At 41.4% G+C, this 21,927-nt stretch carries 26 protein-coding genes, 1 tRNA gene and 1 pseudogene; 13 read left to right on the top strand and 15 right to left on the bottom strand.

The window, feature by feature from the left end:
* Positions 1-231 precede the first annotated feature (231 nt).
* Positions 232-471: a hypothetical protein gene (locus RMZ95_RS09700; protein ID WP_104909601.1), complete on the top strand. Its 240-nt coding sequence runs from the start codon at positions 232-234 to the stop codon at positions 469-471.
* A 117-nt stretch (positions 472-588) separates the two neighbouring features.
* Here the strand turns inward: RMZ95_RS09700 and RMZ95_RS09695 are convergent, their stop codons facing one another.
* The 5 genes and pseudogenes from RMZ95_RS09695 to RMZ95_RS09675 form a co-directional block, all read right to left on the bottom strand.
* Positions 589-873, bottom strand: a complete 285-nt coding sequence (locus RMZ95_RS09695; RefSeq protein WP_322686437.1) for a WYL domain-containing protein — start codon at positions 871-873, stop codon at positions 589-591.
* A gap of 160 nt (positions 874-1,033) precedes the next feature.
* The gene (locus RMZ95_RS09690) at positions 1,034-1,249 is read right to left on the bottom strand and encodes a diguanylate cyclase domain-containing protein (protein WP_322686438.1); all 216 of its coding nucleotides are present in this window, start codon (positions 1,247-1,249) and stop codon (positions 1,034-1,036) included.
* A 37-nt stretch (positions 1,250-1,286) separates the two neighbouring features.
* The gene (locus RMZ95_RS09685) at positions 1,287-1,826 is read right to left on the bottom strand and encodes a universal stress protein (RefSeq protein WP_322686439.1); all 540 of its coding nucleotides are present in this window, start codon (positions 1,824-1,826) and stop codon (positions 1,287-1,289) included.
* Between the two features lie 58 nt (positions 1,827-1,884).
* Positions 1,885-2,037 (bottom strand): hypothetical protein, encoded by a 153-nt coding sequence (locus RMZ95_RS09680; protein ID WP_322686440.1) that lies wholly within the window; start codon positions 2,035-2,037, stop codon positions 1,885-1,887.
* Between the two features lie 119 nt (positions 2,038-2,156).
* A pseudogene (locus tag RMZ95_RS09675) lies at positions 2,157-2,504 on the bottom strand (transposase); the annotation flags it as partial.
* A 194-nt stretch (positions 2,505-2,698) separates the two neighbouring features.
* On the opposite strand from RMZ95_RS09675, the gene RMZ95_RS09670 reads away from it, so the two are divergent.
* From RMZ95_RS09670 to RMZ95_RS09660, 3 genes are all read left to right on the top strand, one after another.
* Positions 2,699-4,144: an MFS transporter gene (locus RMZ95_RS09670; protein ID WP_322670271.1), complete on the top strand. Its 1,446-nt coding sequence runs from the start codon at positions 2,699-2,701 to the stop codon at positions 4,142-4,144.
* Positions 4,145-4,233: 89 nt separating this feature from the next.
* Positions 4,234-4,356 (top strand): hypothetical protein, encoded by a 123-nt coding sequence (locus RMZ95_RS09665; RefSeq protein ID WP_322670270.1) that lies wholly within the window; start codon positions 4,234-4,236, stop codon positions 4,354-4,356.
* Positions 4,357-4,670: 314 nt separating this feature from the next.
* Complete coding sequence (locus RMZ95_RS09660; RefSeq protein WP_322686441.1) at positions 4,671-6,269, top strand: Hsp70 family protein; 1,599 nt, start codon at positions 4,671-4,673, stop codon at positions 6,267-6,269.
* Between the two features lie 251 nt (positions 6,270-6,520).
* Here the strand turns inward: RMZ95_RS09660 and RMZ95_RS09655 are convergent, their stop codons facing one another.
* The 6 genes from RMZ95_RS09655 to RMZ95_RS09630 form a co-directional block, all read right to left on the bottom strand.
* Entirely contained in the window at positions 6,521-6,799 is a 279-nt protein-coding gene (locus RMZ95_RS09655; protein ID WP_322686442.1) for a type II toxin-antitoxin system VapC family toxin, read from the bottom strand.
* Between the two features lie 26 nt (positions 6,800-6,825).
* Positions 6,826-7,140: a type II toxin-antitoxin system prevent-host-death family antitoxin gene (locus RMZ95_RS09650; protein WP_322686443.1), complete on the bottom strand. Its 315-nt coding sequence runs from the start codon at positions 7,138-7,140 to the stop codon at positions 6,826-6,828.
* Positions 7,141-7,271: 131 nt separating this feature from the next.
* Positions 7,272-7,835, bottom strand: coding sequence for a Uma2 family endonuclease (locus tag RMZ95_RS09645; protein WP_322670267.1), 564 nt, complete (start codon positions 7,833-7,835; stop codon positions 7,272-7,274).
* A 177-nt stretch (positions 7,836-8,012) separates the two neighbouring features.
* The gene (locus RMZ95_RS09640; RefSeq protein ID WP_322686444.1) at positions 8,013-8,537 is read right to left on the bottom strand and encodes a L,D-transpeptidase; all 525 of its coding nucleotides are present in this window, start codon (positions 8,535-8,537) and stop codon (positions 8,013-8,015) included.
* 489 nt (positions 8,538-9,026) lie between these two features.
* Positions 9,027-9,542: a L,D-transpeptidase gene (locus RMZ95_RS09635; RefSeq protein ID WP_322686445.1), complete on the bottom strand. Its 516-nt coding sequence runs from the start codon at positions 9,540-9,542 to the stop codon at positions 9,027-9,029.
* 112 nt (positions 9,543-9,654) lie between these two features.
* Positions 9,655-10,287: a bifunctional 4-hydroxy-2-oxoglutarate aldolase/2-dehydro-3-deoxy-phosphogluconate aldolase gene (locus RMZ95_RS09630; RefSeq protein WP_322686446.1), complete on the bottom strand. Its 633-nt coding sequence runs from the start codon at positions 10,285-10,287 to the stop codon at positions 9,655-9,657.
* A gap of 268 nt (positions 10,288-10,555) precedes the next feature.
* Here RMZ95_RS09630 and RMZ95_RS09625 point away from each other — a divergent pair, with 268 nt between their 5' ends.
* Both RMZ95_RS09625 and RMZ95_RS09620 read left to right on the top strand, forming a co-directional pair.
* A complete protein-coding gene (locus RMZ95_RS09625) occupies positions 10,556-10,825 on the top strand; it encodes a hypothetical protein (protein ID WP_322670263.1) in 270 nt (89 codons plus the stop codon).
* Between the two features lie 480 nt (positions 10,826-11,305).
* Positions 11,306-11,578 (top strand): GlsB/YeaQ/YmgE family stress response membrane protein, encoded by a 273-nt coding sequence (locus RMZ95_RS09620; protein ID WP_185584679.1) that lies wholly within the window; start codon positions 11,306-11,308, stop codon positions 11,576-11,578.
* Positions 11,579-11,870: 292 nt separating this feature from the next.
* On the opposite strand, the gene RMZ95_RS09615 is transcribed toward RMZ95_RS09620, so the two are convergent.
* Positions 11,871-13,037, bottom strand: coding sequence for an AAA family ATPase (locus RMZ95_RS09615; protein WP_322686447.1), 1,167 nt, complete (start codon positions 13,035-13,037; stop codon positions 11,871-11,873).
* 304 nt (positions 13,038-13,341) lie between these two features.
* Here RMZ95_RS09615 and RMZ95_RS09610 point away from each other — a divergent pair, with 304 nt between their 5' ends.
* Together RMZ95_RS09610 and RMZ95_RS09605 are read left to right on the top strand one after the other, a co-directional pair.
* Entirely contained in the window at positions 13,342-14,169 is an 828-nt protein-coding gene (locus RMZ95_RS09610; RefSeq protein ID WP_322670260.1) for a metallophosphoesterase, read from the top strand.
* 231 nt (positions 14,170-14,400) lie between these two features.
* Positions 14,401-15,234, top strand: a complete 834-nt coding sequence (locus RMZ95_RS09605) for a metallophosphoesterase (protein WP_322686448.1) — start codon at positions 14,401-14,403, stop codon at positions 15,232-15,234.
* A gap of 616 nt (positions 15,235-15,850) precedes the next feature.
* Here the strand turns inward: RMZ95_RS09605 and RMZ95_RS09600 are convergent.
* From RMZ95_RS09600 to RMZ95_RS09590, 3 genes are all read right to left on the bottom strand, one after another.
* Positions 15,851-16,606, bottom strand: coding sequence for a hypothetical protein (locus RMZ95_RS09600; protein ID WP_322686449.1), 756 nt, complete (start codon positions 16,604-16,606; stop codon positions 15,851-15,853).
* A 316-nt stretch (positions 16,607-16,922) separates the two neighbouring features.
* A complete protein-coding gene (locus tag RMZ95_RS09595; RefSeq protein WP_322670257.1) occupies positions 16,923-17,033 on the bottom strand; it encodes a WD40 repeat domain-containing protein in 111 nt (36 codons plus the stop codon).
* Between the two features lie 39 nt (positions 17,034-17,072).
* Positions 17,073-17,684, bottom strand: coding sequence for a DnaJ domain-containing protein (locus RMZ95_RS09590; RefSeq protein ID WP_322686450.1), 612 nt, complete (start codon positions 17,682-17,684; stop codon positions 17,073-17,075).
* 29 nt (positions 17,685-17,713) lie between these two features.
* Here RMZ95_RS09590 and RMZ95_RS09585 point away from each other — a divergent pair, with 29 nt between their 5' ends.
* From RMZ95_RS09585 to trxA, 5 genes are all read left to right on the top strand, one after another.
* Complete coding sequence (locus RMZ95_RS09585; RefSeq protein ID WP_322670255.1) at positions 17,714-18,811, top strand: tocopherol cyclase family protein; 1,098 nt, start codon at positions 17,714-17,716, stop codon at positions 18,809-18,811.
* 43 nt (positions 18,812-18,854) lie between these two features.
* Positions 18,855-18,928: transfer RNA gene (locus RMZ95_RS09580), tRNA-Arg, on the top strand.
* Positions 18,929-19,339: 411 nt separating this feature from the next.
* The gene (locus tag RMZ95_RS09575; protein ID WP_322670254.1) at positions 19,340-19,870 is read left to right on the top strand and encodes a YdcF family protein; all 531 of its coding nucleotides are present in this window, start codon (positions 19,340-19,342) and stop codon (positions 19,868-19,870) included.
* A gap of 148 nt (positions 19,871-20,018) precedes the next feature.
* Positions 20,019-21,182 (top strand): GuaB3 family IMP dehydrogenase-related protein, encoded by a 1,164-nt coding sequence (locus tag RMZ95_RS09570; RefSeq protein ID WP_322670253.1) that lies wholly within the window; start codon positions 20,019-20,021, stop codon positions 21,180-21,182.
* Positions 21,183-21,537: 355 nt separating this feature from the next.
* Positions 21,538-21,861: a thioredoxin gene (gene trxA, locus RMZ95_RS09565; RefSeq protein WP_094348071.1), complete on the top strand. Its 324-nt coding sequence runs from the start codon at positions 21,538-21,540 to the stop codon at positions 21,859-21,861.
* Positions 21,862-21,927 lie beyond the last annotated feature (66 nt).

Here is a 21,927-nt window from a genome sequence, read left to right as displayed (position 1 = left end):
TCGCCAGCCATAAACCAGCTGACATTTGCTGCTCGGATGTGTAAAGTAGTTGAGAGTCAACTACAATTTCCAACCTTTGACAGAATTTTAGATTTGGAATTTTGCTGAAACAGCCCGATTAAACAGTGGCTCAAGTACGGAAAAATCTAAAATCTTTTATCCAAAGCAAGTGTATTTACATACCGAGCTAATTTAAAGTCTAAAATACAAAATTGAGTAAAACATCCATCTATGGCTAGAAAAACACAACGTCTTTTACTGCTAATTGTTTCTTGTAGTATCACTGGTGTAATTTTAGGAGGTACTGCTGGTTGGGCAGAAAGTAGTCTCTGCCTGGAAGACAGTAAGGTTACAAGTGAGTGCCTAACTCAAGATCCATTCCAAAAAACTATCCAAGGAATGAGTACTGGATTGTTAGCTGGTGCTGGGGCCGCTTTTGGTGCAGTCTGGCAGTTACGAAATGAAGATTGAGTATGAACTACTACTAACCCGGAGTTCCGGGTTAGATTAGGTTTCTGTACTAATTAGCCAGTGCCTTCACTTTGACTTTCACCCAGCATTAAAGTCATGTGAGTCAACTATCCTAATTTATGTGGCTTTGGAAGAATAGCGATCTATTAATGCACGAGCAAATTTCTGGTGTTGTTCAGCTAGATATTGAGGAGAGATAAACTGAGCATTACCCATGAAGCGATACACCCAGCGACAAAACTCCTCCAGCGATCGCTCAGGCAATTTAATAATGTAATCTATCGCTAAGTGTGCCATCTTTGCAGAGCTAAGGAGTTCCTGAAAAGCTTGCGGCTGCAACTCTGGGCTAATCCAAGCCAAAACACTAGCAGTCTGATATGAAGAAGCTAAATCTTTGTGCAATGCTTCTTGTGCGTTTGCTCAATAATTCTATGTTCACTTTAGTTCTCCGAACAGCGTAGATCGTTAACGCAGATGGATTGACAATGAATTAATCATCCCTTGCTGTAATTTTCTTTCCTTGGCTAGCAATGCCGTTAAAGTGCATAATAATGATTTAACTTTACGCATATTCAACCTTGGGAGTCGGTTCAGTTTCATACATTAAGCTACTTTTGTGCCTTTTATAATTGCAGGTCGAGGCAGCTAGTAGGTTATTGTCCTTGAAGCGATCGCGTCCTGCTGCCTTTGCCTGATATAATGCTCTATCCGCTGCTGCAATTATTTCTTCAAAGTTAGAACCAAGCTCAGGAATTATTGTGACCAACCCACTACTCATCCAACTCTATAGTAGTTTGAGTTTCGCTTTAATTATATTAATCCGATGCACTAACTCTGCTTGATTCGTCTTCAGCAGATTCAGTATTCATTTTTGGGTGTTGCATAGTCAGGACTGAGCAGGGAGCATTGTGGAGTACGTAATTGCTGACACTACCCAAGGCTAACTCACTCCAACCAGATAGACCCTGACGTCCAACTACGATTAGGTCAGCACCCCAAGTGGAGGCTAATTTACAGATGGTTTGACCAGGATTACCAGGGGATTGGATGAATTCTGTACTCACGCCTGTTAGAGTTGCTTCATTTGTACACGATTGTAGTAGCTCTAGACCTTGCTTTTCCAAAACCTCCCACTGCTGTTGATTGAACTCCAAAGTTTTTTTACTCATCACGGGATATGGATAGTAATCCTGCCTGGGAAGTATAGGTATATTTACTTTGGCCTGTTCTTCACCCGACAGAACGTGCAACAGCATAAGGCTGCCCTTGCTCGCTTTTGCTAAGAATAAGGCTTTATCAAAGACATCTTTGGCGGATGCAGAGGTGTCAATTGCAACTAGAATCTTGTGAAACATATAGACTTCCTCCAAACTGTTGTGACTCCATATAAGAGCTGATTTATAAAGGTTCTCTTTAGGCAGCAAGGCGCTTCAACATCAAGCGCACCATTGCCGTTTCGCTCATCAACTCGCTCACGCCTGACAATAGTTCATAGTCCGTGGCTTGTGCGATGCAACCAGCGAAAGCACCCAAATGTACACTCGACAACCCAGGTTTTGGCAACACCTGAAATTATGCTTCGGTTCGCTTGATAATTTCAACTTTGGCACCACAAATCTGCAAAAATGCTTGGGTGAACTTCTCCTTACTGTAGCCCTAGTCTATCTAAATCACAACTAACATAGATCAATCTTAGTTCCTTTCTTTTTATCTCCTGTCTCATCAATAATTAAAATGATTTGTCTACCTTTTAGTATCTATAAAATTAATTAGTTCTAAACACAAAGCTCTTAACTTCTCTATATCCCAAGATGATTTGTTAAGAAATGATGTAGCCCTTAATACTTATCTAATCCAACAATCTTTGCTATTTCTAGAGGCTTTTCGTTTTAAATCAGAAATACATCCTATATTCCTATATGTAGATACTTAAATGCTTCAAAAAGCCTAACATCTAAAAACAGCTTTTTATACAACAGACAATATTCGTCCACAAAGTTAATGGTTTGTACGGGTGAGCGAGGCTCTCCCATACTTTGTATATTAATTCTACTTTATGTATATTATTATACTATTTCTCAGGTGACACAACAGGGCTAATAACCCCTCATTCCCTAACGTATCTTTCAAAAAGATTGTCCCAGTGGGCTGATGCGTGCCTACTGTTCTCTAGATTAAACCAGCAATTAAAGCCGCGTTAACTCTTTTTAAATTTTGGCTATTCAGTATGTTCCAGGAAGTAGAAGACGAAAGCTTACTAAAAAAGATCCCTCTCCCCATTCAGGAAATCCCAGAGGATAGGGAATTAACACAAACGGTAATTCTTCCCACAAATCTGCCTATTAAACTTTCCAAACCGCAAATTCGCACAAGTCTCAGGGCATTAACTCTCGAGAGTCTTTTTGCTGCCGTTTTTTACAGTATCATCGGTTCAGCGTTGCTCAGTAATTTCTTGCTAGAGCTGGGTGCCGGGCCAGTAGAAATTGGTCTGCTCGCCTCTATTCCTCAGCTGGTGAATCTGCTCCAACCACTGGGAGCTTATTTGGTAGAACGAAGTAGCAGCTTCAACTGGTATTGCATGAGCATTTTCATCCCGGCGCGGCTACTGTGGATAATTCTCGTGCCAGCGATTTGGTTGGTCAGCTCATCTAACCATATCACTAAGCACCAAGTGGTGCTGTTGACATTGGGAATTATGTTAGTGGCTAATATCATTGAAGCTTTCGCCCGTGCTCCCTGGATGACCTGGACGGCTGTGTTAGTACCTGGGCGGTTGCGGGGGCGGTATTTTGGCTTTCGCAATAGTGTTCTCAGTTTGATGAATCTCATCGGTGTGCCGTTGCTGGGTCTAGCAGTATCGATCTGGCCTAGTGGAACGCTCCAAGGCTACGGTGCAATCTTGGTTCTAGGAATTGTGCTTGGGCTGCTTAGTCAAGGCTGTCAGTTCTGGATGAGCGATGTGAACCCGCAGCTTTTAAAAGTCGTGGGGTCAGAGCCACCCCAACCATACCGCAGCGGGATACATCTTCGCTTCCTTAATGATGCCAATTTTTTGAAGTTACTGATTTACCTTGCCATCTGGTGCTTTGCCGTTAACCTCAGCGCTCCCTTCTTTAACCTCTATATGCTAGATAACCTGGATATAGATGTCAGCCTAGTAACAATTTATAACGGCTTAGGAGCTGGTGCTAATATGCTACTGCTGGTTTTCTGGGGCAAACTGTCTGACCGGATTGGGAATCGCCCGATCATGTTATTAGTAGGAATCTTGGTGGCGGTGACGCCTGTATTATGGTTAGTAGCTGGCAATGATTCAATTTCCCTTTGGATATGGTTACCCTTTTTACACGTGTTGGGATCTGGGACGTGGGCGGCCATAGACCTGTGTACCAACAATTTGATGATGGGAGTGGCACCGGTGACTAATCAATCCACTTACTTCGCGATCGCCGGGGCGGTTGCTGGTGTGACTGGAGCAGTGGGAATCATAGCTGGTAGCTTTCTTGCGACTCTGCCTGGTGCCGGTGGCTTACTGGGACTGTTTGCTCTTTCAACCGTCCTACGGACGGCTGCTCTCTTGCCCTTGGTTTTTGTTCAAGAGCAAGGCTCTGTACCTCTGGGTCAGCTTTGGCGAGTCCTATTCTCAGTCAAGCAGCAAAGAGTACCGATTTAACAATATTGAACGTCAACCACTTGAGGCTTTGTTAATTGCTGTAGTTTTCATAATGAATCAGAAGATGGATTTACGCAAAAAAATATTACTTGGCAATATATAAGGAGTGGTATACAGAAAATCCAGATATTGCCAAGGAAGCTTTTAGTCAATCGGCTTGTGAGGTAATTGACATTCTCAAGAATATCGAGAAAGTTCTTGCAAAGCATTAAAAGATAACATATCACCAGAGCCGAACAGCGAGAAGTAATTGCTTGATATTGATTTGCTACTTGTGTAGGCTCAGTTCAACCGTTATGTGGCTTAGTCCGTTGGTGGGAGGCTACAAATGGTACAAAACCCAGGATCATTGTCTAACTGTGCTATCCATTACAGCTAACGCTTCGCTGCAACAGACTGAATCGATATCTGGGTTGGGATACAAAGAAGTAAGCCTATGGGTGCATTTGCTTTCTTGGTAACTTATAGAGAATAATCACAAATAAAGCAGCTTTGGCATCTTCGTGCGAGAGAATAAATATAAAATATGGCGATCGCAATCGATTTTGGTACTAGCAACACAGTCATTGCTCGTTGGAACCCTGTAACCCAGCAGCCAGAAACCCTGACTCTACCAGGCTTGTCAATTAAACAAAGTCTCAATCCGCCACTGATTCCCAGCTTGGTTTATGTTGAAGACGCAGCCCAAAATAAAGTCTTAGTCGGGCAACAAGTACGCGATCGCGGTTTTGACCTCAAAGGCGAAACGCGATTTTTCCGCAGCTTCAAACGCGGTATTGGTGCAGATATTCAAGGTTTCTTACCCGAACTAGATGGGCAAATTGTCACCTTTGAACAAGTAGGGCAATGGTTCCTGACTCAAGTAATTGAAGAACTAGCACCCCTGGAAGGTGGGTTAGATTCTCTGGTGTTAACCGTACCTGTAGACAGTTTTGAAGCCTATCGTCATTGGTTGGGAACAGTATGTCAAAGCCTCCCTGTCGAACAAGTACGAATGCTGGATGAACCCACAGCCGCCGCCTTGGGTTATGGCTTGGCAGATCGAGAAAATCTTTTGGTGATTGACTTCGGCGGTGGTACTTTGGATTTGTCCCTTGTTCGGTTGGATCAAAGCGTGCAGGCTAGCACAAAGCCCTTGGGATTTCTTCTCAAATGGGGTAATAAGTCCTTGGCTGAAGATTCAAAACAAAAAGTCAAAACTGCCCGTGTTCTGGCGAAAGCAGGGCAAAATCTAGGTGGTACTGATATTGATAATTGGTTGGTAGATTACTTTGCTAAAACTCAAGAATTGGCGGTAAGTCCCTTGACAACACGATTGGCTGAACGGGTAAAAATTCAGCTATCAACTCAAAACCAAGCTAGTGAAGTTTATTTTGACGATGAGACATTTGAAAGTTATGAACTGGAACTAAACCGCGACACTTTTGACGATATCCTCAAAGAACACGCCTTTTTTGAGTTATTGGATGAGTCGATGACCACACTGTTGCAGCAAGCAAGACGGCAAGGGATAGAACTTCCAGATATTAGTGCAGTTTTGTTAGTTGGTGGGACAGTACAATTGCCAGCAGTGCAGACATGGATCAAACAGTATTTTGAGCCAGAAAAAATCCGTTGCGAACGTCCCTTTGAAGCGATCGCTCAAGGTGCATTACAGTTAGCACAAGGGATACAAATCAAAGACTTCCTCTATCATAGTTATGGTATCCGCTACTGGGATCGTCGCAATCAGCGCCACAAATGGCATTCTTTAATTAAAGCTGGACAAGCATATCCGATGACTCAGCCAGTGGAATTAGTCTTAGGTGCTTCTGTAGAAAATCAACCCAGTATTGAACTAATTATGGGAGAATTGGGAGCAGATACAGGTAGTACTGAAGTTTATTTTGATGGCGATCGCTTGATTACTCGCCGTATGGACAATAATGAAACCAACGTCAAACCCCTCAACGATCGAGAAGGTGCGAAGACAATTGCCCAACTCACACCAACCGGATATCCTGGAAGCGATCGCATCAAAATCCTCTTTCAAGTTGATGAACAACGCTTTTTACGAATCACTGTTGAAGACTTGTTAACTAATGACACGCTGTTGGAGAATCAACTTGTGGCACAGTTGAGTTAATTAAGTAAAAGGATTTAAAAGTGGGATACCGCAGCCATCGAAATCCCAGATGTTGCCCGTTACTAAGAGGATGTCTGAAAACTTTTTGGTGTTGTATTCGAGACTTGTAGATCCCCCTAAATCCCCCGATAAATTGGGGGACTTTGATTCCAGTTCCCCCCTTTTTAAGGGGAGCCAGCGCGGTCTTGGGGGTTTCCCCCATGAGCGACTGGCGTGGGCTAGGGGGGATCAAGCGAAATATTGAATACTTCTCAGACATCCTCTAAGGTCAATTGATGAATTTGAGCAGTAGCAGCAATCATCATATCTGCTTGGGTGTGTGTTTTCCCACTTAATCTTAGTTGACCTCGCAATTCACCGAAGCGCTTGGCAATTTCAATGGTGATGGGCAATACTTGACAGTTATTTTCTAAAAAGTTATCAAACCATATTTGAATTCTCGGGTTGGGTTTAGATGTCAGCCTATAAAATATTTCTTCAACATTGATGGCACTCAGAACTATTGATAAATCTCCTTCTGCCCATTTCACTACACCAGAGTTAGGTTTAAGTTTTACTAATTCGCTGATAATATTAGTGTCACAAAGACAAAGTCATCTATGGCATCAGGGAAAGAGCCAGCGCGGTCTTGGCGGGAGGGTATTTCGAGGATATAATCTTCCTCAGCAGCTATCTGACGTACTTCTTTGAAGGCATCAGCTAAAGAAAACTTTTCACGTTGCTTGCGCCACGTCAAGAAATCCTCAAACATTTCAGCTTCAACAACAACAGCCACCAGTTCATTTCGGTTGTAGATGAGTTGCGGTTCTTTAGTTACAGAATGAATTAATTTGGAGAACCTCTGTTTCGCTTCTGCAATTCTCCAGTTCATTCTCCTACCTCTTTTATTCATAATCATGTCTATAATAGACATGATTTATATCTATATTTGCTATTCGCCAGAGAGCTATGTCTACGATGGGGTATTTGGCGCCGCACCTTATCATTCCAGGCGAGTTATTTCTAACCACCCATCTTTAACCATCCAAAAACTTGATTGACGGTTAGTGCAAGTTGAATTTCTGGTAATACAGGCAAAAAATCTTCTCCCTGGAGTAATACTGGTTGTTGGTCCGAACGGAAAACCAAAATTGAGCGATCTGTTGGATCAATTAACCATCCTAATCGGCAACCATGTTGTAAGCAGTAAAGGATGTTGCCAATTACTCGGTTTGAACTCTGTTCTGGAGAGAGGATTTCAATTGTCCAATCTGGCCACAACAAAAAATCGTTGGGAACTTCCCCATCAACATCAAATGGAATTCGTAACCAGTTAAAAACTGCTACATCAGGCACAATTGAGCGGATACCAAAGCTACAACGCAACTCTGGAAATGCATAAGCAATTTTTTGGCTTTCTGTTACTTCGTTAATAGTATTACAGAGTCTTAGCTGCAATCGACTATGCTTCCCTTTCGGCATTGGCTTAGGAATAATCTCACCGTTAATATATTCATTTGCAGGCTTTGTTTCTGGGAGCTTCAGAAACTCATCCAAGGTAAGTAGTTGAGTCGTTGGGTAGCTCATAGCTCCTAAATCCCTCGAAGATGTGTTTTTAGTCTAGCAGTGATGTAGGGTGCGTTACATTCGGTAAACGCACCTGTCAAAGGCAGAATTGCAACTCTTAATTACGTTAGCGCAGCGTTAGCGAAACCTTGAGCGTCATTACGTAGCTTGCTTCTCGCCAGAGGCAAGTATTACGAATTATTTCCGCACCACTACTAAAGTTCCATTCTTAGCCCAGTTGTAAAGATTGCGAGCTTGTTTAACAGGTAAATTTACACAACCGTGGCTGACTGGAGTGCCAAAACGATTATGCCAGTAAGCGCCGTGGATGGCGTAGCCTCTGTAGAAATACATTGTGTAAGGAACGTCAGGAATATTGTAGCCTCTGCCTCGCATCCGATGAGTGCGATACTTAGAATTAATCCGAAATCTACCTATGGGTGTAGGAGTCGATCGCTTACCTCCAGAAATGCGATATGAATAAACAAGTTTATGACCTTCCCATGCACGTAAACGTTGCTCTGACAAATCAATTTCAATCCAGCGAGGTTGGCTAATATTATTAGTGCTGTTTTGATCGACTGAGGTGGCTGTTGCTGTAGTCGAGTTGGGTATACCTGTTAGCGGTGATGACCAAGAGAATAAAGTCACCACCATCAGCGCTACGCCTGTACAAAAAGTTCCTGAAGAACGAATGCTACCACTGCGAATCCAAGTTTGCATTATGCCTCACCTTTTAAACTACGCAAAAATTATGAAAAGAAGTAATTTTCTGGAAAACTACAAATTTCCAGAGTGACTACTTGTTTTCTGTGGAGGATTTACGCAATTCATCCGCTAAGGCTTCTCAAGACAAGTCCTAAGCTAATCCGCATTCAATTGGTATATTTGTCCTTAATTAAATGATGAGTTCTAACTAATGACCGATCGTTAATTACAAAGGACAACCTTTACAAAAAATCTGTCATTTAAATGCCTAAATACAAATTTTCCCCAAATTCATATTTGCATTTGTAATTTCACACAGGAATTGTCAGGATTTACGCTTATTTTTTAGGCAAGTCTTTAATGCCCTTTTCTATATTTTATTTCAATTTCAGTAATTGCAACTCCGAAGATTCCCAGCATAAAATATTGCTGGGAATCACTTAATTGTCTTGATTTGTTGTTATTTATAATTTTACCAAAATTGCTTTTTGGCTGCTTCAACTATCATTTATGAATGACTATTGGTGTCCCTACCGATGCCCACTCGAATAGCCATTTAGCATGTTTAGGTGCAACATTCACACAGCCGTGGCTCACTGGAGTGCCAAATCTTTTATGCCAATAAGCTCCGTGAATAGCGTAATTACCTTGGTAAAACATCGCATAAGGAACGTTGGGAACGTTGTAGTTTTCTCCCTGCATCCGCGTAGTTTTAAATTTGGATTGAACCTTAAAAGTACCGATAAGAGTAGGAGTGGCTTTTTTACCAGAGGAAATAGCACTTCCATAAACAACTTTGTCACCTTGCCAAGCTATTAATCTTTGCTTGGAAAGATCGATTTGAATCCAGCGCTGATTTGATTGTTGTAATGTCTGGATTCTTTGTGCAATCACTTGAGTTTTGGAATTCGCCCAAACTTCAGTGGTTCCAGTAGTAGTAAAAACACTTAGGGACAGTACTGTACCAGTGAGGATTATTTGTAAGCGACGCACCCAGTCAGGAGAAATTTGTTTTTTCATTTTAGATACACTCACACTCAAATCATAGGGTCTTGAGAAACTGATCGGGTTTCACCTTTATTTCCCTATCTATTACTTTAATAGACGCGAATTTTGATGATTTGATTCTAAGTTAACCTAACTGTTGCATTAGGTTTTTTGCCTGAGTTGCGATCGCTGACCAATTTCCCTCTATGACAAGCTTTTTAGGAAATAATTCCCCGCTCAAACCAACAGCGATCGCTCCGGCTTGCAAAAATTCTTTGGCATTTTCTAGAGTCACACCACCAGTAGGAATTAAGGGAATCTCACCCAGCGGCCCTTGCAAACTTTTGATATAATCAGCCCCTCCCACTGCCTGCACGGGAAACACTTTTACACAACTAGCGCCTTGACTCCAAGCGGTAACAATTTCTGTAGGAGTCAGCGCTCCTGGTATGATAGGGACATTTTTTTCTTGTGCTGCTTGAATCATTGCCGAATCAACGTGGGGTGTGAAGAGGAATTGCGCCCCAGATGCGATCGCATTTTGTAACTGCTGCACATTAAATAGTGTACCAGTGCCAATAATACAAGCTGGTAATTCCGAACGTAGTTGACTGATTAATTCCCCAGCGCGATCGCTATTCCAGGTAATCTCAATTAGCTGTACTCCCCCAGATGCTACAGCCATTGCCATTTGTTGTCCCAGTTCCATTTGAGGGGCGCGGATAACTGCGATCGCTCGGTGTTTTTCCAACTGTGATAACCAAATTTGATTAGGCATTTTGACTAGAGATTGGAGACTAGGAGTAGGAATTGAGACTAGAGAATAGTTTTCAATCTAGTAAATACTAATTTTTAATACTAATGCCCAATGCCCCTCAAGAGTGCTGAGTAATATTAGCACAACTGTTTTGCCCTATTCCCAATGCCCTTAAAACTTGCTTATTGCATCAAGCTATGAGATATTAAATATAAACAACATAAAATCTATAGTATTACCGTAGTTTAAAATTAATACTTCAGCATTTGGGTTTAAAGGAGTAATTAAAATGACAATTGCACGACCAAACACAGTAGCATCCTTACCAATCACCATTCACGATTCTGAAAGTGCTGATATAGCAGCTAACTTATGGAAGGTTGTGCGACTAGGTGCGAATGGCTTTTGGTGGCGCACTAAGGCATATACAACGATTCTGGGCGTTATGCTGCTAATCTTAGTAAGTCTGATTTTTATAAGTATGCATTGGTCTTACCGCAGATTGTTGCCTTTTATCAACCATCAAGTCATTGGTAGCGATCGCGAGATAAGCAATTAAAAGTTAAAAACTAGACATGAACTTGCAAAGGGATAGGCGATCGTCTCAATCGCCTGATTTCGCTTGCTTTACATTACTTTAGAAGCAGTCTCTAAAAACTCAGCTTAATTCTTCTAGTAGAGGAGAGAGTTAATTAAAAATGCATATACTGCAATTACCAAGCAATAGTTTATATAAGCCCCTAGTTAAAGACCTACTAGGAGCTTTTTTTTAATTGACTATCTACCTCAAATGGGTTATTTAGCAGCGATCGGACAGCTTAGGACATTGGCAAATCCTAAGAGAACGGCTAGTCATACCTATCCATAGCCGACTTATCCTAAGTAGGATGGTAGCCGCAATACAATATATTAAAAAATCTAGTAGCAATTAAACTATTCCTAATGGATATTCATAATTAATTCTGATGGTAGATTAAGTCAAAAATGAAGATCGTTAATATGTACTTGTAAGTCAAAAACGTTTACCAACTTAACAACAATGAATATTCTTGCTTGGATTGTTTTAGGTCTAATTGCTGGTGCGATCGCGAAAGCTATCTACCCTGGTCATCAAGGTGGCGGAATTCTAGGAACCATATTGTTAGGAATCATCGGTGCTTTTGTTGGCGGTAGTTTAGGTGTATTTTTCAGTACGGGAACTTTATCTCTAGCAGCTCCTAGTCTCAGCATTCCAGGTATTGCAGTAGCAGTTCTTGGTGCAATCGTCGCAGTTTTCCTGTGGAATCTATTAACCAACCGCAGTGCTGTATAAAAAATTGCGGTAAATCAATGACAAAGATTTAGCAAATTCATTTAACTATTTTTAACTGTGAATTAAATTAAAAAAATAGCGCCAGTCTGTAATAAGTCTGGCGCTGTTTTGTAATTATAAAGGTTATCAGTAGAGTCCAATACAGACTTAAACCCCAAGCAAGCCCCTTCAACCTCTCTATACCGTCAGATTAGAGAGGAATTTCTGTATTAGGCTCGATTTGGGGACAGATATTGGTAAAAATTTTATAGGAAGATTAGCGATCGCTAAGTGTAAAATTATCTTAACAGTCTTAACTAGCTCTAAAAATTCCTATACCAGCTTCTCTTTCAATGTAATCTGCTAAGTTGATAAAATCTTCACGCGGGTAGCATCTTCCGCCAACTAGATCAAAAGCTAATCTACTGGCAGGATTTTCTGGATTTTCGAGTATATGTATACCCCAGTAGTAAAGTAGGTCGCTAGTCCGAATGCAAACTTCTTCTGGATCTATACAATGAAATTTTTTATCTATTTTACTAATTTCTTTATAAGTATTAGAATAGACTTGTTTAAGAAGCCTTAAGCGTTTAATACCAGGATCTTTAAAGTTGTTAACTAATACAAACAAATGAGCTAAATTATTGATTTCGCGTATTTCTTTAACAGTATCTTGAATAACTTTACCGTGCTTACTTATTCCCAGTGGATTGAAGGTTGTTGGGATAATACAATAATCTAATCGCTTAACTAGCTCTGGGGGATTACGCTCTAATGCTGGTGAGCAATCGCAAATTACTATCTGACAGTCACGGGCAGCATCTTCATCCCAATCATTTCCATCAAAAACTTGAATAGTTGTACCTACCCCTTTAGGATTGGGAACAAAAACCCCATCACCTACTAATTTTTGCAGATTTTGTTCTGGGTCTAAATCCACAAGTGCTACATTAAATCCTTGCAGGGCTAATGCTCCTGCTAAATGACCTGCTACAGTTGTTTTTCCTACTCCGCCTTTACAAGTAAAAACTCCAAAATAAACTTTTTTTGACGTAGTTTCTTCGGAATTGTCAGGATTACCTCTGCCACCAATGACGTAATCACCATCAATTCCAACCAGCTTATTTTCATGGGCAATCCCACAGCGAATTTTAGTATCTTTACCCCAGGTTCTCATTAATGCCAATGCTGGGCCGCCAAATCCTTTTGTAGTTATAAACCAACCAAAATTAAATTTTTTGCCTTCGTCAGAATCTAAAAAGTCAGCAAACTTTAAAAGCTGTGGCGCTGTTACGTTACTTTTTAGCCATTTAACCTGAACAACACCAACTAGGTTTCCTTTTTTAACTACTAGATCGTAGCCAGGTTGATTGGTCTTTGCAGTTTCAACTGTCCAATCTGCTTTATGGATTAGTTTTGCTACGTGTTGCTCAAAGTGGGTAAAATCCTGGATGAATTGTGGCTCTAATGATGATGACATAAACAACTTTAGGTGTTTTGCTTCAAGGCAGTAGTACGTAACATAGTATACCCAAATAAATAAACTTTGTCCGTATAGTTGATTTATATACGTAACATGAATTACTATCCCCCTGATTTTCACAGAAATGCACTATACTCTGACATAAATTAACACCAAACTTATGTCTGATTTAAATAAGTATAAATAAGCTAAAATCCACAGGTTTCATAAAATTTTCAACAACTTGCACTGGTCGCTGTACACGAACTGACAATGTTTCGTTAAGCTGTAAGCGCTATGATTGAAGTTTATTAAACGTCTTATGCATTGGTTGTTATCTGGGCCGTTGAGTATAGAGAAATTGACGGTTAACATTGCAGGTTTGCCTGCATTGTTACAAGGTAAGAAGCTAGTGCAGTTGTCAGATTTTCACTACGATGGTTTGCGACTGTCGGAAGAGATGTTAGAAAAAGCGATCGCACTTACTAACGAAGCTGAACCAGATTTAATTTTATTAACTGGTGACTACGTAACTGACGAACCGACGCCAATTCATCAACTGGTACTTCGACTCAAAAATCTGCAAAGTTGCAGCGGTATCTATGCTATCCTTGGCAATCACGATATATATAAACACGCAAAAGCAGAAGTTACAGAAGCCCTTACTAGCATTGGAATTCACGTTCTTTGGAACGAAATTGCCTATCCATTAGGAAAAGAATTACCACTCGTTGGACTGGCTGATTATTGGTCGCGGGAATTCCACCCCGCACCAGTTATGAACCAGCTAAACCCCGACACACCCTGCATTGTTTTATCACACAACCCAGATACTGCGGAGATATTACAAACATGGCGAGTTGATTTACAATTATCTGGTCATACTCACGGTGGTCAAATCGTGATTCCCGGAATTGGCCCTGCGGCGTTGTTTTACGAAAAGCTTGTAGAAAAAATACCCAGAAAAGTGCGGCGTCGAGTCCCATTTTTGGAAGAAAATGTTTCTGTAGTCAGACATTGGGAATGGGCGCAGGGTTTGCATCGGCTAGGAAAAAATCAGCTATATGTCAATCGTGGTTTGGGAACTTACCTCCCAGGACGCTTATTTTGCCGCCCAGAAGTTACTATAATCACGCTACAAGGTGAGTAGGTAATTCCAAATTTAACAAAAAAGAACGCAATTTCAGCAGCTACTCTGGCTAATGAGTGCCTGCAAACTTAGGCATAACCTGCTATTTTCATCGCCAAAATTTAAATCCAAAATTTAAATCAATGAATTAATTGTATCTGAAGTAGATGACATAAATTCTTGCATTTTATCAAGTTACATTCTTATTTTTGGTAAGCTGTAAGCGCTGGTATGAGGAGTATCGGTTAACTTATGCATTGGTTGTTTACAGGACATTTAAGAGTAGATAAAATAACGGTTAAGATTGCAGAACTTCCTGCATCTTTACAAGGTACAACATTAGTACAGTTGTCAGATTTTCATTACGATGGTTTGCGACTATCGGAAGAGATGTTAGAAAAAGCGATCGCACTTACTAACGAAGCTGAACCAGATTTAATTCTATTAACTGGTGACTACGTAACTGACGATCCCACACCAATCAATCAATTGGTGCTTCGACTCAAACATCTGCAAAGTCGCTGTGGTATCTACGCTGTACTTGGGAACCACGATATCTATTACAGCCACTCCAAAGCAGAAGTTACACAAGCGTTAACCAGCATTGGGGTGCATGTACTTTGGAATGAAATCGCCTATCCATTGGGAAAAGAATTACCATTGGTAGGACTAGCTGATTATTGGTCACAGGAATTTTACCCCGCACCAGTGATGAATCAACTAGACTTGCTTACACCGCGCATCGTTTTATCTCATAATCCAGATACAGCCAAGATATTGCAACAATGGCGCGTAGATTTGCAACTATCTGGTCATACCCACGGTGGTCACATCGTCATTCCGGGCATTGGCCCTCTAGTACTCTATTACAAAAAGCTACTTAAACAAATTCCCAAAAAATTGCGGCGTTGGGTAACATTTTCATTAGGAGACTGCTCGAAAGTAGTCCGATATTGGGAGTGGGCGCAAGGGTTTCACAAGGTGGAAGAAAATCAACTATATGTCAATCGTGGTTTAGGAACTTATAAACCAGGACGTTTATTTTGTCCGCCTGAAGTGACTGTAATTACTTTAATTGGTCATTAGTCATTGGTCATTGGTCATTGGTCACTTGTACTGAGCGTAGTCGAAGTATTGGTTATTAGTCTAAATAAATGACAAATGACAAAGGACAAAGGACAAATGACAAAAATGCATAAAACTCAAAGCAGAAACCGCCTGAAGCTACGATGGATAAATCTCAATAGCTTGGGGCGGTTCCTTGAAGATTGGAGAATTCAGAAATGGCTAACTTAAAATAAGGTGGACAGTATTTGCGATCGCTTTACTCAGAATTGCACATCCTTAATATTCCAACTAGGCAGGCATTTTCTGGCTGTGCGTCTTAAAACCTCCAAAACGAACTCATTGAACTTAAGGCAAAAACACATTCAATGGATGTCACAACTTCAGAGCGATCGCAATAAGATTAGAGCAGGAGGCACAGGCTCTAACTTGAAAGTTTTTGTTTAACTTTTAACCTGTTTGTACCTTGGTCTTAATCTAGCATTGTGTTTGTTTAGCTACAAGACACCTTTACTAAACTTGAATACCATTAATTTATCGCAACAATTCAGAAATATTGCTTAAAATTTGTCCCAGTTGGTAATATTGGCATTCACACCAACATTACCAACTGGGCTGAAAGTTCAGTTAGAAAGCGTTATTGACCAGAACCGCCTGCGGTAGAAGAATCGCTATTAGATGTACTGTTTGACTGGTCTACTCCTTGAGGTGTAGTACTTTTAGAGGTGTCACTTTTTGTACCAGGAGCAACAGTATTAGTAGAACTATCGTTCTGCGAAGCCGGACTATTAGTAGTTGGACTCGTCACCGGACTTTGTGTCGCTTTAGGGGCTGGCTGAGTTACAGAAGGTGCTTTTTCTGCCGCAGGCTGCTGGGGTGGAATAGTAATGTTAATATCCGGTTGGCGAGGTGCAGACGGAGGTGTAACTTGCTGTTGGGGAACAGGAACAGGAACAGCAACAGGTACAGGGACTTCCTTAGTTGTTTCGATTATTTTCGTTTGTGGTTGAGGAGATGCACTGGGAGTTGGATTACTCTTACTCGGTACAGGAACCGCAACCGGCACAATATTGTTAACCGCTGCGTTATTCTGCTGGTTGAAGTACCAGACCCCACCTATAACCAAACCAAGCAGGGAAGTAATGATAATACCCAACAATAAACCACCACTAGCATTGTTTTCATCACGCTGGGCTAAATCTGCTTGCTGGTAGCTACGCTCAACATTTCGACCATGTACGTAACCGTTAGTGTAAGAGTTGGGATTAGTTGTGTTGTTCTTAACTGTTTCAGTGGTTCGTGTCAAGTCAGTATGAGTATTACCATTAATATCAGTGTAAGATTCTTGCCTAACTTCACTGTTTTTGATTTCGCGTTCATTAGGAATAGACATAACCGTTGATTTAACTCCTCAGATACGATATTGACAAACTAAAGCTTTGTGAAAACAAGGGATTTTAATGAACTGAAAATATATGTTGCTGATAAAGATTGAGTCTTATTTGCTACTCAACTGTTGGTAATCTCAGAATAACCTCTGCGATTAAACAACTGGCTCTATCTCCAGGGAGTTAATACTTAATCTTTAGAGAGTTAATACTTAATCAAGAGAAAGAGTATCCCAAAGATAGATGTTATTAAACTGTCAGATGATGGTTTGATAAAAAATCTAGCAATTTACTAAAATCATCTAAATTTTTAATTTGTCGTTAAATATCGCAGCGCCAAAGCTTGGTTGTCATATCTCGACTACCACTAACTAAAGTTTTGCCATCAGGACTGAAAGCGACAGAGTTAACCCAATCTGAATGGTTATCCAAAGTGTAAAGATTTGGCTCTTCCGTATTTGTATTAGCTTTTTATCTCCAACGCCGATTTAGCCGCAGGAAACTTTTTATCCTCTGACAAAATCTTTCTACTAGAGGTCTAGGTTTTGATACATATCTAGGCGATCGCGATCTTTGCGTACTCCCCGGATTTCTTAACTCTTCTTCTATTTGTGCAGCTTTATTTAAATCTGAAGCAGCTCTATATTCGTATCCCAGTTGTGAGCAAACTAGCCCACGATATTTATACGCGTCAATATAGTGAGGATTGAGCCGAATTGCGTGGGTAAAATCTGCGATCGCATCTTCATATCTTCCTTGAGTAGCATTTTCTACTCCTAAAGTGTAGAAAGTTTCTGCATCCCAACGATTGACAGATATTTTTGGGGGATTTTTAGGCGAAGATGAAGATGGATTTTCAGCAATAGGAGGCTCAGATGGAATTTCGGATTTGAGCCTGTTGTAAGCTGCGTTGATTGATTTGATTTTTTCTTCAGCTTCCTGTTTTTGTCTTTGCTCGACAAAGCGATCGGGATGCCAAATTTTCACCAGTTTACGGTAAGTTCGCTTCACCTGTGCTTGAGATGCACCGGGTTTTAGCCCAAGAATTTCATAAGCATCATTGATATCAAAGCGATCGCGCATACTGAAAAAATCGGCAGTTAGATAAATCTATGTTAACTATTCCCAAAAATCCTCTCCAATCAACCCAAACGCCCCATTCTGGTTATCACTGGGATGGCAGTAGCCGTCGCTTCTTTGAAGGTTGGTATTACCGCGTCACGTTACCGGAAATTGGGCAAACATTCGCCTTTATGTACTCCATTGAAGATCCCATCGGCGGTAAACCTCACAGTGGCGGTGCAGCCCAAATCCTCGGCCCGGATGATGAGTATCTCTGCCGTACTTTTCCTGATGTCAACAAATTTTGGGGTAGTCGGGATGTTTTGGGTTTAGGTCATTGGGGTAAAAATAATTTGCAAGTTTCTCCCCTATACTTACTCCCAGCAGAGTTTGAGTATCATGTCCAAGAAGGCTATCAAGCCACAGCCACCTTAAATCAGGGAATCATTCGCGATCGCGCCACCAATAATTATTGTCGTTGGCAGTATGAAATTCAACCAGTATACGGTTGGGGCAATCAAAATGGCATTCAGCAATCAACCGCCGGCTGGCTGTCATTTTTGCAGATTTTTGAACCTGGATGGCAAATTTTGATGGCTCACGGTTTAGCCAGTGGAAAGATTGACTGGAATGGCAAAATCTACGAATTCACTAACGCCCCAGCCTACGGCGAGAAAAATTGGGGTGGTGCTTTTCCTCAGAAATGGTTTTGGATAAACTGTAATTGCTTCGAGGGCGAACCCGACTTAGCATTAACTGCTGGTGGTGGACGGCGAGGTGTGCTGTGGTGGATGGAATCTGTAGCGATGATTGGACTGCACTATCAAGGCAAGTTTTATGAATTTGTTCCCTGGAATTCCCAAGTTGAGTGGGAAATTCAGCCTTGGGGTAGATGGCAAATGAAAGCTAGCAACACTAATTATGAAATTGAGTTAACAGGAACCACAGATTTATCTGGTACACCTCTACGTGCGCCGACAGCAGAAGGTTTAAGATACTGTTGCCGGGATACTATGCAAGGAAAACTAAACTTAGAGTTACGAGAACTAAATGGCAGAAAATCTAAAGTAATTTTAAAAGCAAAAAGTTTTCTTTGTGGTTTAGAAGTAGGCGGTGGCTCTTGGGATAATTTTTGGCAGTCTACCTAAAACTACTGCTATCTAATGCTATAATTATATATGCTTCGCAGTTGGGGTTGTAGCTCAGTTGGATAGAGCGGACGCCTCCTAAGCGTCAGGTCGTGCGTTCAAGTCGCACCAGTCCCGTTATCTTTAGACAATTCATATATACAGCAATTAATATGGTAAGAGCATTGCTGTACCCATAAAAGTAGTACGCCAGTTCTTACAAGTCGGGATATGCGCCCATGCTACTGGCTCCTGTATTCCGTGCAATTGAAAACTACTATATAAAGTGGTTAAAAACCCTTTGATGAATCGTCCGATATCGGTTAGGATAATCCATCAATTAGAGGAAAAACTCCAAGCACGCTTAATCGCGCTGTTACACAAAAACCAACCAAATTTATATTTGGGCAGAATTTGTGCAGATTCTTGGGAAGTTTGCTACTCTACTATCAATTGTTTTTTCTTATAGCCAGAGAAAATTGTGTACCAAGTAAATTAAGTTATTGAGCCTTGAATAAGCTACTCTTTACAAATAAATCTTTTCGTTTTATGGCTTTTGTCCTACCAATATTTATGTGGTGGGGATACAAAGAAGTACAAAACCAATTTGTGCAGCCGCAAGCAGTCGTAGTGTTAGGTGGTTCAACGAGACATTTAGAGCGAGAAAAATTTACAGCAAAATTCGTTAGCGAGCATCCAAATATACCGATTTGGATTACAGGCGGCAGTCCACGTACATTCACCCAAAGAGTGTTTACCAAAGCTGGTGTCGATCCTCAACGTTTACACTTGGATTATGAAGCAGTAGATACAGTTACTAATTTTACTACTTTGGTAGATGATTTGCAAGCTCGCGGCATTAAGAGCGTTTATTTGATTACTTCAGACTTTCACATGCGTCGGGCTTGTGTCATTGGCGAAATTATTTTGGGTAGTCGGGGTATTTATTTAAAACCAGTGCCAGTTCCTTCCGAAAAACCCCCTGAATCTATCGAAAAATCTGTTCGTGATGGAGCTAGAGCGATAATTTGGTTAGCAACTGGTTACACTGGTGTGGGTGCCGCTAAAAATAAACGGTAAATCAAACTGATTTTGGATTTTTAATCGGTCAAAATCCAAATGACTAATGACAACCGTCACTAGTCACTTATATGGTTAGGGAAAAAACGCCCCAAATTTCCCCACAATTTGATACCCTAGCTTAAACAGATTTGAGTAAAGTTAAAGCGTGGAAATTCAACTTGGGCGGGGAAAAACAGCTCGCAGAGCTTACGGAATAGATGAAATTGCTCTAGCCCCTGGTAATAGAACGCTAGACCCCAGTTTGGCAGATACTAAGTGGCGTATTGGCAATATTGAGCGAGAAATCCCGATAATTGCTAGTGCTATGGATGGCGTAGTAGATGTTCGTATGGCTGTACGTTTGTCACAGTTAGGAGCATTAGGTGTCCTCAACTTAGAGGGTATTCAAACTCGCTATGCCGACCCAGAGCCAATATTAGATCGGATTACCTCTGTGGGAAAAGATGAATTTGTTGCCCTCATGCAAGAACTCTATGCCGAACCAATAAAGCCGGAATTAATTGAACAACGTATTCAGGAAATTAAACAACAAGGTGGCATTGCAGCGGTGAGTGCGACTCCAGCCGGTGCAAGTAAATACGGTGAGGCAGTGGCAAAAGCTGGGGCAGATTTATTTTTTGTCCAGGCTACGGTAGTTTCTACTGCACATCTATCACCAGAGTCTTTAGTACCACTCGATTTAGCAGAATTTTGTCGTTCCATGCCCATCCCCGTGGTGTTGGGGAATTGCGTGACTTACGAAGTCACGTTGAATTTGTTGAAAGCTGGGGCGGCTGGGGTACTGGTGGGAATTGGGCCTGGTGCGGCTTGTACTTCTCGTGGGGTATTGGGTGTTGGTGTGCCACAGGCAACTGCGATCGCAGATTGTGCCGCAGCACGAGATGATTACTATAACGAAACTGGCAACTATATCCCCATTATTGCTGATGGCGGTTTAATCACCGGTGGCGACATTTGCAAATGTATCGCCTGTGGCGCTGATGGTGTGATGATTGGCTCCCCCTTTGCCAGAGCCGCAGAAGCCCCTGGAAGAGGTTATCATTGGGGTATGGCGACTCCTAGCCCAGTTTTGCCCCGTGGCACCCGCATTCGCGTTGCCACCACTGGTAGCCTAGAGCAAATACTCATTGGCCCAGCAGGGCTAGATGATGGCACTCACAATCTTTTAGGAGCCTTAAAAACCAGCATGGGAACTTTAGGAGCCAAAAATATTAAAGAAATGCAACAAGTGGAAGTTGTGATTGCACCTTCTTTATTAACCGAGGGTAAAGTTTACCAAAAAGCTCAACAATTAGGTATGGGGAAATAGAATTGGGGCATAGGCATAGGGCATAGGGCATGGGTTATTAATTCTTCTTCCCCTGCCTCCCCTGCCTCCCCTGCTCTCTACTCCCCACTCCCAAATTCTTCAATAATTTTTCCAGCCCCTAAACAATTGCTGGAAAAATCCGATATGTCGCTTACAATAGAGATAGCGGAGACGCATGTTTCCGTTCACTCCTCACACCACACTCCGCCCGGACTACTGTTCGGGCGGTTCCTTATGTTTGTAAATAAAATAAGAGAGCTTCTTTGCAAATGTACATCCTTGCACTCCCAAGCTGAGGTTTTTGCTATGGTAGAATTTTCACCAAGTTCAGATATTATTGGCGAAGGTTTTAGGCATGTCAACAGCCGCACAAGTTACCGATTCTAGTTTCAAGCAAGAAGTACTCGACAGCGATGTACCAGTTTTAGTTGACTTTTGGGCACCCTGGTGCGGACCATGCCGTATGGTAGCTCCTGTTGTCGATGAAATCTCCGAACAGTACAAAGGTCAAATAAAGGTCGTAAAAGTCAACACAGATGAAAATCCTCAAGTTGCTAGTCAATACGGCATCCGCAGTATTCCCACATTAATGATTTTTAAGGGTGGGCAAAAAGTGGATATGGTGGTCGGCGCTGTGCCTAAAACTACATTAGCTTCCACTCTCGAAAAGCATCTTTGAAACTCAATCGGTAATAAAATCCTCTTGAGTTATCCATTTTGTTCTAACTTTAAGTTAATTTTCATA

This window comes from Nostoc sp. DedQUE07 (assembly GCF_034530975.2).
In the GTDB taxonomy this organism is placed as follows: domain Bacteria; phylum Cyanobacteriota; class Cyanobacteriia; order Cyanobacteriales; family Nostocaceae; genus Nostoc.
This window is presented reverse-complemented; position numbering and strand designations above follow the sequence as displayed.